General features: G+C 65.5%; 7 protein-coding genes and 1 pseudogene. 4 read left to right on the forward strand and 4 right to left on the reverse strand.

Annotated features, from left to right (window positions below; genetic code table 11):
• Position 1: 1 nt before the first annotated feature.
• The 4 genes and pseudogenes from bcsA to SCA01S_RS20580 form a co-directional block, all read right to left on the reverse strand.
• Positions 2-4,460, reverse strand: a pseudogene (gene bcsA, locus SCA01S_RS20565) (UDP-forming cellulose synthase catalytic subunit).
• A complete protein-coding gene (locus SCA01S_RS20570) occupies positions 4,457-5,224 on the reverse strand; it encodes a cellulose synthase operon protein YhjQ/BcsQ (protein WP_062788626.1) in 768 nt (255 codons plus the stop codon). Before SCA01S_RS20570 ends, bcsA begins: the two are co-directional and overlap by 4 nt.
• Complete coding sequence (locus SCA01S_RS20575; RefSeq protein WP_062788628.1) at positions 5,224-5,697, reverse strand: hypothetical protein; 474 nt, start codon at positions 5,695-5,697, stop codon at positions 5,224-5,226. The genes SCA01S_RS20570 and SCA01S_RS20575 overlap by 1 nt, the downstream gene beginning before the upstream one ends.
• A gap of 204 nt (positions 5,698-5,901) precedes the next feature.
• Positions 5,902-7,311: a helix-turn-helix domain-containing protein gene (locus tag SCA01S_RS20580; protein WP_054131823.1), complete on the reverse strand. Its 1,410-nt coding sequence runs from the start codon at positions 7,309-7,311 to the stop codon at positions 5,902-5,904.
• A 135-nt stretch (positions 7,312-7,446) separates the two neighbouring features.
• On the opposite strand from SCA01S_RS20580, the gene SCA01S_RS20585 reads away from it, so the two are divergent.
• From SCA01S_RS20585 to SCA01S_RS20600, 4 genes are read left to right on the forward strand one after another with little or no spacing between them, the layout of a single operon-like run.
• Positions 7,447-8,973: an acyl-CoA carboxylase subunit beta gene (locus SCA01S_RS20585; protein ID WP_062788630.1), complete on the forward strand. Its 1,527-nt coding sequence runs from the start codon at positions 7,447-7,449 to the stop codon at positions 8,971-8,973.
• A gap of 16 nt (positions 8,974-8,989) precedes the next feature.
• On the forward strand, positions 8,990-9,427 hold the full coding sequence (gene mce, locus SCA01S_RS20590; RefSeq protein ID WP_062788632.1) for a methylmalonyl-CoA epimerase: 438 nt from the start codon (positions 8,990-8,992) through the stop codon (positions 9,425-9,427).
• Complete coding sequence (gene scpA, locus SCA01S_RS20595) at positions 9,414-11,660, forward strand: methylmalonyl-CoA mutase (protein WP_062788633.1); 2,247 nt, start codon at positions 9,414-9,416, stop codon at positions 11,658-11,660. The genes mce and scpA overlap by 14 nt, the downstream gene beginning before the upstream one ends.
• A 17-nt stretch (positions 11,661-11,677) precedes the next feature.
• Positions 11,678-13,699 (forward strand): acetyl-CoA carboxylase biotin carboxylase subunit, encoded by a 2,022-nt coding sequence (locus SCA01S_RS20600; RefSeq protein WP_062788636.1) that lies wholly within the window; start codon positions 11,678-11,680, stop codon positions 13,697-13,699.
• The last annotated feature ends 81 nt before the right edge of the window (positions 13,700-13,780 follow it).

The raw sequence follows: 13,780 nt of genomic DNA on the forward strand, positions 1-13,780 counted from the left end.
CTCATTCATCCTTTGCACCCAGACGCAGGCGAGCCTGGCGGCGGAAATAGGCGTAAGCTGGGCCAGTGAGCCCCAATGCCAGAATGAGCGTGCCGAACGCCATGAGCAAGGGGCGTTGGCTGAACCAGAACGCCACCTTCATCCAGATCGGCAGGCTGCCGACCCAATAGGTGGACCCGATGGCAAAGCTGGACATGCCATCGCCCGTGGCGACCGACAGGTCACCCTGGATCTGGGCGTTGATCTTGGAATCGGCCATGCCATCGACCAGCGGGGGCAGATCGGCAGCGTCATCGGCCACCAGCGCCACCACCGTGCGATCCGACGCATAGGGAGACTGGAAGCTGACGATGCCGGCAAACCCGCGCGCAGCGTGGATCATCGGCTCGACATCGGCCTCGTTGGTGAGGCCACGATCGGAAAACAGCGCGGAAACATATTGCAGGGGGCTTTTTTTCAGCCACTTTCAGCCCGTGCCCGTCCCAATGCAGCGGCGCATTGGCAAAGACCTGGCCAGCCCCGGCGATCGCCGAGCTGCCGATCACCAGGATATCCTGGCTCGACAGCCGATCGGGATCGACGCCATCGGCCACGGTCACCCCGGTGGGGGCGATCCCGGTGCTGTCACCAAACCGGCCCATCAGGTTGAGGAACGCCTGAACCGAGGCCGGCGTGGGATTGCGGCTCATCAGCACGGTGGTTTCGCCCAGGTCAGGGCGAATCGTGAAGGGATAGCCCGCGCCCGCGAATGTGGCGAGGTCAGGCATTTCCAGCGCGTGATAGGCGTGGCTTAGATCGATGGTCGAGGCCGGATCGACCGCCACGCGCACATTATCAGGCAGCGTGCCGGTGCACTTCTGCTTGTCGGCCAGGATCAGGTTGTAATCGAAAACCAGGTCGTTCTGGCCGAACAGGTTGTAGCGCGGCAGGGTCAGACTGGCCGAACCGTCAAAGCTGTTGGCGCCCTTCGATCCGAACCAGTCGCTCCACCAGCTGCCGGCCAGCGGCAGGGTCTTGAGGAACTGGCTGTTGATCGAGATATCGAGGCGCGAGGCCTTGCGATCCATCCACTTGGCCAGCGGATAGCGATAGATGAGGTTGAGCGTGCCGCCCTGGCGCGGCCAGAAGAACAAGTCCGGCGCCACGCGAAAGCGTGCCGTCAGCGGGCCCGGCGGCAGGCCCATGCCCTGGAGCGCATAGGGCTCCATGATCTCGCCCAGCTTGACGGCGTGATCGGTGGTGATCCAGCGCGGCGCGCCATAGCGCGGATAGCTGGGCACGCGGGCGCCATCGAAATTCATCCGCGCCCCGCCAAACACGCCGCGGCCCGACGAGACCGCAGCCGCCGCCAGGCGCAGTTCGCCATCGTCACGTCCCATGATCACCAGCACGGTGCCATAAGGATCGCGCGGATTGCGCACGACGGCGGCCGAAGGGCCGCTGACCGTCATGTTGAGACCGGGCAGGCTCTGCCCCGATTTGAGGAAGGCGATCGCGTTGCCCATGGGCATCTGCCCAAAGAGTGGCTGGAACGAGAATCCGCGATAGCTGGCCATCGAACCGAGCCAGCCGGCCATGGCGGCGGAGGCCTCAAGCTCACCCTTGTGGGGTTGGCCGGCAAACACGAACGGCATCTTGAGCGTGGTGTTGAGCGCACGATCGAAAAACGGCCCGGGCAGGTGCGACAGATCGGGCACGTTGGGCAGGGCCTGGGTGGTCAGGTCCAGCCACGAGCGCGTGTTGCTGACATTGGCCCAGAGTACCGAATTGAACGGGTCTTCGCAATCGCGGGCATAGTGCCCGATCAGGCGCAGGTTCAGCTGGTTGTCACCGGGCAGGAACAGCGCCGGGTTGATCGGCAGGGTCAGTACCTGGCCGCCCGAATCCTGCGGGCGCAGCGGCACGGTCTGCACCACTTCGCCGTTCACCAGCACGACCAGCTGCGACAGATCGCCCAGCATTGCCGGCGACCAGGCCAGTTGCAGGGTGATCGACGCATCGGTCACCACCTGGTTCTTGCGCACGCCGAACGGAATGGAGATTTCGCCGCGCGTGCCCTGGAGCCGCACGGCGTTCTTGATGCGCAGGTCCTTGAGGGTCAGCCGTTCACGCGAAACGCCGCCGCCCGAGGCGGCAGCGGCAGGCGCAGCGCCGGCCGGCGCCGTGGCGGCCTGGGCCTGCTGCGGGGCCAGCAGCGTGCCGACCAGCGGCATGGCCAGGAGCATCGCGGCGGCAGCAGCCAGGCTGGCGCGCTTCTTGCGCTTGCCCTGCCCTTCGGCCAGCTTGGCATCGGCCTTGGCCTTTTCCTCGGCCGCGCGCGCCAGCTTGGCCGCTTCGGCAAGACGGCGCTGCTCTTCCTTGGCGGCCTTGCGTTCGGCACGATTGAGCAAGAGCAGGCGCTTGATCGTCAAGCCATCGACCACCAGAATATCCCTCAGCGAACGCAAGCCAGGCACAATCTCTGGCGGCGCGGAACGCTGCCAGGCGTCCGCCCGTCCCATAACGGCACGAACAAGCCTACGCTGGCCCAGTGTGTCAAGCGGCTGATAGCGGACAAACGCACGGCCACGCGTGCGGCGCACCGTTTCCACCGGCACGGCCAGGCGATCATCGCCCATCGCCAGGACGATATCGGTCACCGTGGCATCGCCCACCGGCAGTTCGGGCGGCAGTTCGATCGCGGCCCCGCCCATCGAGATGTCGATCGTGGTGCCATCCACCACATGGCCCGAGGAAAAGTGAACAGCGACAGGCAGTTCGGCAGTTACGCGGATGGTCTGGCGGGCCTGCCGGGTTTCGCGCGCCACCGACACGGCAGCGGTCAGGATGATCAGGCTGAAGGTGGCCCAGGCGACGTTGAGCGCCAGGGTATCGAGCTGCACGTTGAACAGGTGCTGGAAGAAAACGCGCTTGCCGATCGCCAGCAGGATGCCGAACACGATCGTGGCCATGCAGATCATGTGCGGCTTGACGATGGCCCAGTCGAAGAACGTGCGATCGAGCAGGTCGCCCTTGTCGGTCACGTTGAACTTGCCCTTGCGCGGGTTGAACCAGGTCATCACCGTGGGCGCTACCAGGTGGAAGGCCAGGATCGTTTCATAGACCTCGCCCCAGAACGGGCGGCGTTCGCCGGCCTGCGAGCGTTCCGAAGTGACCTGCGAGCAGAACAGGTGCGGCGCGGCATAGGCAAAGATCAGCGAGGCCGACGCGGCGATGATGTTCTGGCCAAAGATCAGGTAGGCGAGCGGGCTGGTCAGGAAGCAGATGCGCGGCAGCGGAAACTGGAAGTGCAGCATCGCATTGAGATAGCACAGGCGCTGCTGCCACTTGAGGCCGGGGCCAAGCAGCGGGTTTTCGATGCGCAGGATCTGCGTCATCCCGCGTGCCCAGCGGATGCGCTGGCCGATGTGCAGCACCAGGCGCTCGGTGGCGAGGCCCGCCGAAAGGCGCGCGCTGATATAAGCGGTGGACCAGCCGGTGCGCTGCAGCTTCAAGGCGGTGTGCGCGTCTTCGGTCACCGTTTCGCCGGCAAAGCCGTTGGTTTCCATCAGCGCCTCGCGGCGGATCACCGCGCAGCTGCCGCAGAAGAACGTGGCGTTCCACAGGTCGTTGCCGCCCTGCACCGGGCCATAGAACAGATCGCCTTCGCCCGGCATGTGCTTGGCCGTGGCCAGGTTGCGCTGCACCGGATCGGGCGAATAGAAGAAGTGCGGCGTCTGCATCAGCGCCAGCTTCCGCTCCTTCTGGAAATAGGCCACGGTCAGCTGCAGGAAAGCGCGCGTGGGCACGTGGTCGCAATCGAAGATCGCGATCAGTTCGCCCTCGGTCTTCTTCATCGCCGCGTTGAGATTGCCCGCCTTGGCGTGCAGGTTGTTGTCGCGCGTGATGTAGCCACAGCCGGCCTCGCGGGCAAAGGCGCGGAATTCGGGGCGCCGGCCGTCGTCCAGGATATAGACGTTGAAGCGGTCGTGCGGGTAATCCATGTCCATCGCGGCGAACACGGTGTTGCGCACGATATCCAGGCTCTCGTTATAGGTGGGGACATAGACGTCCACCGTCGGCCAGGTGTCGGGCTCGCCCTCGATTTCCGCAACCGGGCGCTCCAGCGGCCAGGTGGTCTGCAGGAAACCCAGGATCAGCAGCACCCACGCATAAAGTTCGGCCAGATAAAGTCCGGTGCCGAACAGGAATTCGAGCGGCGTGCCGAACGAGAGCGTCTGCGTGGTGCGCCAGAAGATATAGCGGGTGGACGTGATGATCGCGAGGATGCCGATCGCCAGCGAACCCTTGCGCGATTTCCAGCGCGACAGCGCCATCATGCCCACGATCGTTCCGCCAGCCAGCATCCACTGCTGCTTGAGATCAAGCGGCACGCCGATCACCACCAGCGCGGTCAGCGCCAGCAGGACGAACGTGCCCAGCCGCAGGAGGTTTGCGGGATTGCGGAACAAGGCGATCATGCGGCGCGGTTCTTTCCGGTCTGGCCAGCGGGTGCGGCGGCATCGTCTTCGGGCAGGTCGGTGCCGCCCTCATCTTCCAGGATTTCGGCAATCAGTTCGGCCACGCATTCGCCCAGCGCGATAGTATCGGCCAGGGCTGCGCTGTGCGGGGCATAGCGGCCAAGCGGCTGAAGCATGGCGCCGGCCTCGATCACGGCCTCGTCACGGCGCACCTGGCCGAGCAGGCGATCGCCCAGCAGTTCGCGCAGGAAGCCCACCGAATGGCGGGCAAAGCGGCGGGTGTCTTCCACCATGCTCATCACGAAGCGGGTCTTGGCCAGACCGGTATCGTTGACCGCCGGCAGCATCATCAGGCATTCGGCGGTCGCCGTCAGCGGGCAGATTTCCAGCACGGCATAGGGCAGCAGCAGATCGCGCAAGTGGCGATCGGCGCTGGAAATGTCGGCCACGAACAACTGCTCGCCGCCAAAGCCGATCTCGCCCTTGGCGAGCGCTTCGGCAAAATCCGGCTGGCGGGCCAGGGCAGCCGCGCTGCGCAGCGCCACACCCTGAACCGATGCGCTGGCCGTATCCTCGGCCGGGGCATCGAGGGGGGGCAGCGCTTCACCCGGGCCGATCCCGAAGTGCAGCTGCAGCGTGCCGCTCTGCGCCAGATCGAGCGCGGTGACATCGTGCCCGGCGCGCGACAGGGCGATCGCGGTGGTAGCCGCCAGGAACGAGTTGCCAGTGCCGCCGCGCGGGCTGTGGAACAGGATCAGGGCCATCAGGCGTCTCCCCCTTCGACCGCATCGGACAGGCGCTGCAGCAGCGAGCGGATGTTCTGGGCGCGATCGGGGCGGCCATAGCGGCCAAACAGGCTGGGCGTGGCGGCAGGCTTGGTCGGCAGCGGCACGGGATCGGATGGGGCAACCGCCACCGGGGCGGCCACAGGCTCGGCAACACGCTCAGCTGGCGTCATCGCAGCGGCCACCGGGGCTTGTTCGGGGCGGGCTTCGGCACGAGCTTCAGGGCGGATCTCGGGGCGCGCCTGGGCACGGGGCGCCGGCAGGCGGCCGCTGTCACCGGGCATGGTCGCCGCGATGGCCGAGGCATCGTCCTGCGGCATGATGCGCGGGTCCTTGAGCAGCGCCTCGAAGATCGGCCAGCTTTCCAGATCGGCGAAGCGGTCGACGAATTCGCGATAGCGAAAATCGCTTTTCCCCAACCGATCCAACAAGACCTTTGCATCTGCCCGCATAGCCCAAACCCCTTAGTAATCTCTCTAGAGGTCTTGCAGACAATGGTTAACAAATACCTTCTCATGCCCCGCCACGTGCCAGAAACCCCCCGGTTTTGCGAGGTTTTGTCACGGTAACGAAAATTAATCGACCCTAATGTGACCAACCGGCCCGCCGGCCCTGGCGTCAACCCAGGCCCGGAAAGGGCCGATTCGCCACGCCGCCTAACCCGTGACGATGCGGTAGGGCACGCGATCGCGCTGCGCCGGATCGACGGCAATGGCCCGGTCGCTGGGCGGAAAGGCGCGCTGGTCGCAGGTATCGCGCGGGCAGGTGCGGCACGATGCACCGATCCGCGCCACCGCCTCGTCGCTCGCCAGGTTGAGCCCGTCGGCATAGACGAACTCGCTGGCCAGCGCCGCTTCACAACCCAGCGCCACGGCATAGCGGCGCGACGGGCGGTAATAGGAACCCGATGGCTTCACCAGGCCCTTGGCGATCGAGACATAGCGCACGCCGTCGGGCATTTCGGCCAGTTGCACGTGGATGCGATCGGGAATGGCCACCGCCTCGTGCACGATCCACAAGGGGCAGGCCCCGCCATAGCGGCCGAACTGCAGCCGCGTGGCAGAATGGCGCTTGGTCACGTTGCCGGCCATGTCCACCCGGCAGAAAAACACCGGAATGCCGCGCGCCTGCGGGCGTTGCAGCGTGGACAGGCGATGGCACACCTGCTCGAAACTGGTGTGGAACGGCTGGCGCAGCCGATCGACATCATGGCGCAGAGCCCGCGCCGCCTGGGCAAAGGCGGTGTAGGGCATGGTCAGCGCGCCAGCGGCATAGTTGCCCAGGCCCACCGCCAAAAGGTGCCGCGCCGCTTCGCTGCGCAGGGGCGCATGCGCCACGATCTGCGCGATCGCATCGGCCAGCGCGATGGCGCAGACCTGATAGGCAAGCTGGAACCGGCTGGATTCGAGCGGCTGGGTGGAATCGAGCGTGAGCGTGCGGCGCGGCGCATCATAACGCCGCACCGGGCCGCCGCCGCGCCACACCACGCTCACTCCTTCGCCCGCCAGCCAGGCCTGCATCTGGGCAATATCGGGCGACGGCTCGCCCTGCCCGATCCGCGCCGCCAGGTCTTCGGCCCCGCGATCGAGCGCATCGACATAGTTGCCGGCATGGTGGAACCAGTCGCGCACTTCCTCCCACGGCAGGCGCCCGCCCGCGGCCAGGCTCGCGCCGATGGTCTCGTCCATCATGTCGAGCCTCTGGCGGGTTTGCGTATAGAGCCCGTGCAACTGCACCACCTGCCGCGCCAGATCGGGAAACTGCCGGGCCAGCCGCTCGATCTGTTCGCCCGGCGGGCTGGCAGAGAGATGCGGATCGGCCAGCGCCCCGCGCAGTGCCTCGGCCAAGTCATCGGCCGCGGGCGGCGCCAGGTCTGCCCAATCGACCGGGAACGTTGCCATCAGCGTGTCGGTCAGCGCGGGCGTCAGCGGCCGCTCGTCGTTTTCCAGTTGCGAGAGATAGGACGCGCTGATGCCGAGCATGCCGGCCATATCGGCCTGGCGCAGGGCGCGGCGCTGGCGCAGCGCGCGCAAGGGTTGCCCGGCAAAGAGAGGACGGCGTGCCATGGTGCCATGCGGGCTATCACGCAGCCCGCGCTTTGCAAAGTATCGCTTCGCAACTTTACAGATTAACATTGGACAGCGCCGCCGCCCTACGGCATCGCGGAGCCAATTCTGCAAACTTGCAAAGCGAGAGATGCCATGTCAGCCAACATTGCCGAGATGGAACGCCGCCGCGCCGCCGCGCGCCTGGGTGGCGGCCAGCGCCGGATCGATGCCCAGCACGCCAAGGGCAAGCTGACCGCGCGCGAGCGGCTCGACATCCTGCTCGACGAAGACAGCTTCGAAGAGATCGACGCCTATGTGGAGCACAACTGCGTCGATTTCGGCATGCCAGAAAACACCATTCCCGGCGATGGCGTGGTGACCGGATCGGGCACCATCAATGGCCGCCTGGTCTTCGTGTTTTCGCAGGACTTTACCGTGTTCGGTGGCGCGGTGTCCGAACGCCACGCGATGAAGATTTGCAAGATCATGGACATGGCGCTGAAAGTCGGCGCGCCGGTGATCGGCATCAACGATTCGGGCGGCGCGCGCATTCAGGAAGGTGTCGCCTCGCTCGGCGGTTATGCCGAGATTTTCCAGCGCAACGTGCTGGCCTCAGGCGTGGTGCCGCAGCTCTCGCTGATCATGGGGCCGTGCGCGGGCGGCGCCGTCTATTCCCCGGCGATGACCGACTTCATCTTCATGGTGAAGGATTCCAGCTATATGTTCGTCACCGGCCCCGACGTGGTCAAGACGGTGACCAACGAGATCGTCACGCAAGAGGAACTGGGCGGCGCGATCACGCATTCGACCAAGACCTCGGTGGCCGACCTGGCGCTGGAAAACGATATCGAGGCGCTGCTGACGGCGCGCGAATTCTTCGATTACCTGCCGCTCACCAACCGCACCGGCGTGCCCGAGCGGCCCACGTCCGACCCGTGGGACCGCCTGGATGAAAGCCTCGACACGCTGATCCCGGCCTCGCCCACCCAGCCTTACGACATGCGCGAGGTGATCACCAAGGTGCTGGACGAGGGCGATTTCTTTGAAATCCAGCCGGGCCACGCGGCCAATATCCTGTGCGGCTTCGGCCGGATCGAAGGGCGCACCGTGGGCGTGGTGGCCAACCAGCCGCTGGTGCTGGCCGGCGTGCTCGATATCAACTCGTCCAAGAAGGCCGCGCGCTTCGTGCGGTTCTGCGATGCGTTCGACATTCCCATCCTGACCTTTGTCGACGTGCCCGGTTTCCTGCCCGGCACCGCGCAGGAATTGGGCGGCATCATCAAGCACGGTGCCAAGCTGCTGTTCGCCTATGGCGAGGCCACCGTGCCCAAGATCACCGTGATCACGCGCAAGGCCTATGGCGGCGCCTATGACGTGATGGCGTCCAAGCACCTGCGCGGTGATTTGAACTATGCCTGGCCCACGGCCGAAATCGCGGTGATGGGCGCCAAGGGCGCAGTGGAAATCATCTTCCGCGGGCTGGGCCCCGAAGAGATCGCGGCCAAGACCAAGGAATACGAAGACCGCTTTGCCAACCCGTTCGTGGCCGCGAGCAAGGGCTTTGTCGACGAGGTGATCCACCCGCATTCCACGCGCCGGCGCATCGCGCTCGCCTTGCGCAAGCTGCGCGGCAAGCAACTCGAAAACCCGTGGAAGAAGCACGACAACATTCCGCTGTAAGAAGGCGCGCAATCCCATGAAGCTTGGTCGTTTGAACCACGTCGGCGTGGCGGTGCCCTCGATGCACGACGCCATCGCCTATTATCGCGAGGTGATGGGCGCGAGCCTGATCACCGCGCCGTTCGACATGCCCGAGCAGGGCGTGAAAGTGGCATTCGTCAACACGCCGGGTGAAGCGGGCACTGCCGGCACGCAGATCGAACTGATCGAACCGCTGGGTGAAACCAGCCCGATCGCCGGCTTCATTGCCAAGAACCCGGCCGGCGGGCAGCACCACCTGTGCTACGAGGTGGCAGACATCGAGGCCGCGCGCGCGTGGTTCACCGCGCAGGGCAAGCGCATCCTCGGCCCAACGCGGATCGGTGCCCACGGCACGCCGATCTTTTTCCTGCACCCCAAGGACATGCTGGGCCAGCTGACCGAAATCATGGAGACGCCCCGTGGGGACCATTAAAGACTGGGAAGCCCTTGCCGCCAAGGAGGTGAAGGGCAAGGACCTCACCTGGCACACGCCCGAAGGCATCGCGGTCAAGCCGCTCTATACCGCCGATGACGTGGCGACAGACCCCGGCCTGCCCGGCTTTGCCCCGTTCACGCGCGGCGTGCGCGCCAGCATGTATGCCGGTCGCCCCTGGACGATCCGGCAATATGCCGGCTTCTCCACGGCCGAGGAATCCAACGCTTTCTATCGCCGCAACCTGGCTGCCGGGCAGAAGGGCCTGTCGGTGGCGTTCGATCTGGCCACCCATCGCGGCTATGACAGCGACCATCCGCGCGTGGTGGGTGACGTGGGCAAGGCCGGCGTGGCGATCGACAGCGTCGAGGACATGAAGATCCTGTTCGACGGCATCCCGCTCGATCAGATGTCGGTGTCGATGACGATGAACGGAGCGGTGATCCCGATCCTGGCATTCTTCATCGTCGCGGGCGAGGAACAGGGCGTTCCTACCGAAAAGCTGGACGGAACCATTCAGAACGACATTCTGAAGGAGTTCATGGTCCGCAACACTTATATCTATCCGCCCGAACCCTCGATGCGGATCATCTCGGACATCTTTGCCTTCACCAGCGCACGGATGCCCAAGTTCAATTCGATCTCGATTTCCGGCTATCACATGCAGGAAGCCGGCGCCACGCAGGTGCAGGAACTGGCCTTCACCATTGCCGATGGCATGGAATATGTGAAGTACGGCGTCGCCTCGGGCCTCGACATCGACAGGTTCGCCGGGCGGCTGTCGTTCTTCTTTGCCATCGGCATGAACTTCTTCATGGAAGTGGCCAAGCTGCGCGCCGCGCGCGTGCTGTGGCACCGCGCGATGACGCAACTGGGCGCCAAGGACGAGCGCAGCAAGATGCTGCGTACCCACTGCCAGACCTCGGGCGTCAGCCTGCAAGAGCAAGACCCCTACAACAACGTCATCCGCACCACGATCGAGGCGATGGCGGCGATGCTGGGCGGCACGCAGTCGCTGCACACCAATGCGCTGGATGAAGCGATCGCGCTGCCGACCGACTTTTCCGCGCGCATCGCCCGCAATACCCAGATCGTGATCCAGGAAGAAACGGGCATGTGCAACGTGGTCGATCCGCTCGGCGGGTCGTACTACATCGAAGCGCTTACCGCACAGCTGGTCGACCAGGCCTGGGCCATCATCGAGCGCGTCGAGGCCGAAGGTGGCATGGCCAAGGCCGTGGCCGCCGGCTGGCCCAAGGCCATGATCGAGGAAGCCGCCGCCGCCCGCCAGGCCCGCGTCGACAAGGGCGAAGACGTGATCGTCGGCGTCAACAAGTATCGCCTCGCCACCGAAGACCGCATCGAGACGCTCGAAGTGGACAACCACGCCGTGCGCGCGGGCCAGATCGCCCGCATCAACGCGGTGCGCGCCAGCCGCGACGAGGCGGCGGTTCAGGCTGCGCTCAAGGCCATTACCGAGGCGGCGCGCGCAGGGGCTTCGACAAGCTCAGCCCGAACGGAACGGGCGGAACAGGACGTTCCCAGCACGGAAGGGGCAGAACAGAACACCGGTCGCCCTGAGCCTGTCGAAGGGCCTGTCCAAAGCACCCCCGACCTCACCCACAACCTCCTCGCCTTGGCCGTCGAAGCCGCGCGCCATCGCGCCACGCTGGGTGAGATTTCCGATGCCATGGAGGCGGTGTTCGGCCGCCACGGCACCACGCCCACCCCGGTCAAGGGTGTCTATGGCGCGGCCTATGCGGCCGACAAGCGCTATGCCCAGGTGATCGAGGGCGTCGAGGCCGTGACCCGGCGCCTGGGTCGTAAGCCCCGGCTGCTGGTCGCCAAGATGGGCCAGGACGGCCACGATCGCGGCGCCAACGTCATTGCCTCGGCCTTTGGCGACATGGGCTTTGACGTGACCAGCGGCCCCCTGTTCCAGACGCCGGAAGAAACCTGCGTGCTGGCGCTTGCCACCGACGTGGACGCGATCGGCGCCTCGTCGCTGGCGGCTGGCCACAAGACGCTGATCCCCGAACTCATCGCGCGCCTGCGCGAAGCCGGGCGGGGTGACATCAAGGTGGTGGCGGGCGGCGTGATCCCGCCGCAAGATTATGATTTCCTGCGCGAAGCCGGGGTCCAGGGCATCTATGGCCCGGGATCGAACGTGGTGGAATGCGCTGCCGATATGCTGCGCCTGCTGGGCCACAACATGCCGCCGCTCGACGCGTGACGGGACGGGAGAGGACGATGTTCAAGAAGATCCTTATCGCCAATCGCGGCGAAATCGCCTGCCGCGTGATCAAGACCGCGCGCCGCATGGGCATTGCCACCGTGGCCGTCTATTCCGACGCCGACGCGCGCGCGCCCTTCGTGCAGATGGCCGATGAAGCCGTGCACATCGGCCCGGCCCCGGCCGCGCAATCCTACCTGATTGCCGACAAGATCATTGCCGCATGCAAGGCCACCGGGGCCGACGCGGTGCATCCCGGCTATGGCTTCCTGTCGGAACGCACCAGCTTTGCCGAGGCACTGGCCGCCGAAAACATCGCGTTCATCGGGCCGCCCGTCGGCGCGATCGCCGCGATGGGCGACAAGATCGAATCCAAGAAGCTGGCCAAGGCCGCCGGCGTCAACGTCGTTCCCGGCTATGTCGGCGAGATTGACGATACCGACCATGCCGTGCGCATCGCCAACGACATCGGCTATCCGGTGATGATGAAGGCTTCGGCCGGCGGTGGCGGCAAGGGCATGCGCCTCGCCTTTTCCGAAAAGGACGTGCGCGAGGGCTTTGAAAGCGTGAAGCGCGAAGGACTCAATTCCTTTGGCGACGATCGCGTGTTCATCGAAAAGTTCATCGAGAATCCGCGCCACATCGAAATCCAGATCCTGGGCGACCAGCACGGCAACATCCTCTACCTGAACGAGCGCGAATGCTCGATCCAGCGCCGCCATCAAAAGGTGGTGGAGGAAGCCCCCTCGCCCTTCGTCAGCCCGGAGATGCGCAAGGCCATGGGCGAACAGTGCGTCGCCCTGTCGCGCGCGGTGGGCTATTATTCCGCCGGCACGGTCGAACTGATCGTTTCGGGCGCGGACAAGACCGGCCAGTCTTTCTACTTCCTGGAAATGAACACCCGCCTTCAGGTGGAGCACCCGGTTACCGAGGCGATCACCGGGATCGACCTGGTGGAACAGATGATCCGCGTGGCCGCCGGCGAAAAGCTGGCTTTCACGCAGGATGATATCGGCATCGATGGCTGGGCGATCGAAAACCGCGTCTATGCCGAAGATCCCTATCGCGGCTTCCTGCCCTCCACCGGGCGCCTGGTGCGCTATCGCCCGCCGCTTGCCGGCTGGACCGACGACGGCCAGGCCAATGGCCGGCGCGGGGTGGACGGCGTGCGCGTGGACGACGGCGTCTATGAAGGCGGCGAAGTCTCGATGTTCTACGATCCGATGATCGCCAAGCTGGTCACCTGGGGCAAGACGCGCGACGAGGCCGCCGATCGCCAGGTTGCCGCGCTTGACGCGTTCGAGATCGAGGGCCTGGGCCACAACATCGATTTCGTCAGCGCGATCATGCAGCATCCGCGCTTCCGTTCGGGCGAACTCACCACTGGCTTCATCGCCGAGGAATATCCCGAAGGCTTCCACGGCGCCCCCGCCGACGAAGCCCTGCAGCGCGCGCTGGCCGGCATTGCCGCGTTCCTGGCGACGGCGCGGGCCGATCGCGCCCGGCGGGTGGATGGCCAGTTGGGCAAGCGGCTGCGGCCGCCATCGGCATGGTCGGTCACCCTGGGTGGCCAGGTCTTTGCCGTGGCGCTGGCCGGTGACGAGGTTACCGTCGATGGCACGCCGCTTGATCTGGCGATGGAATATACCCCCGGCGATACGCTGGTAGAGGCTGAGGTGGACGGCGCGGTGCTGGGCGTGAAGGTCAAGCCGACGCGCAGCGGTTTCCAACTGACTACGCGCGGCGCGATCCACAAGGTGCAGGTCCTGCCCGCCCGCGTGGCGCCCTATGCCACGCACATGATCGAAAAGGTGCCGCCCGATCTCTCGCGCTTCCTGATCTGCCCGATGCCCGGCCTGCTGGTGTCGCTCAACGTGGCCGAAGGCGACAGCGTGGAAGCGGGGCAGCCGCTTGCCGTGGTCGAGGCGATGAAGATGGAAAACATCCTGCGCGCCGAAAAGAGCGGCAAAGTCAAAGCAGTGCGTGCCAAGGCCGGCGAAAGCCTGGCGGTGGACGCGATCATCCTCGAGATGGAATGAACCGCCGGCCAGGAAGGCTAGTTGACGTTTACGTAAGCGTGAATTACAGGACGGCGAAACCGTTGGGAAAGGCATGAGTGC

The organism is Novosphingobium capsulatum NBRC 12533, assembly GCF_001598375.1.
In the GTDB taxonomy this organism is placed as follows: domain Bacteria; phylum Pseudomonadota; class Alphaproteobacteria; order Sphingomonadales; family Sphingomonadaceae; genus Novosphingobium; species Novosphingobium capsulatum.

Bases quoted from the DNA above. Each gene is read 5' to 3' on its own strand.
- SCA01S_RS20570 (WP_062788626.1), bottom strand. From the start codon at position 5,224: ATGGCCCTGATCCTGTTCCACAGCCCGCGCGGCGGCACTGGCAACTCG.
- SCA01S_RS20575 (WP_062788628.1), bottom strand. From the start codon at position 5,697: ATGCGGGCAGATGCAAAGGTCTTGTTGGATCGGTTGGGGAAAAGCGAT.
- SCA01S_RS20580 (WP_054131823.1), bottom strand. From the start codon at position 7,311: ATGGCACGCCGTCCTCTCTTTGCCGGGCAACCCTTGCGCGCGCTGCGC.
- SCA01S_RS20585 (WP_062788630.1), top strand. From the start codon at position 7,447: ATGTCAGCCAACATTGCCGAGATGGAACGCCGCCGCGCCGCCGCGCGC.
- mce (WP_062788632.1), top strand. From the start codon at position 8,990: ATGAAGCTTGGTCGTTTGAACCACGTCGGCGTGGCGGTGCCCTCGATG.
- SCA01S_RS20600 (WP_062788636.1), top strand. From the start codon at position 11,678: ATGTTCAAGAAGATCCTTATCGCCAATCGCGGCGAAATCGCCTGCCGC.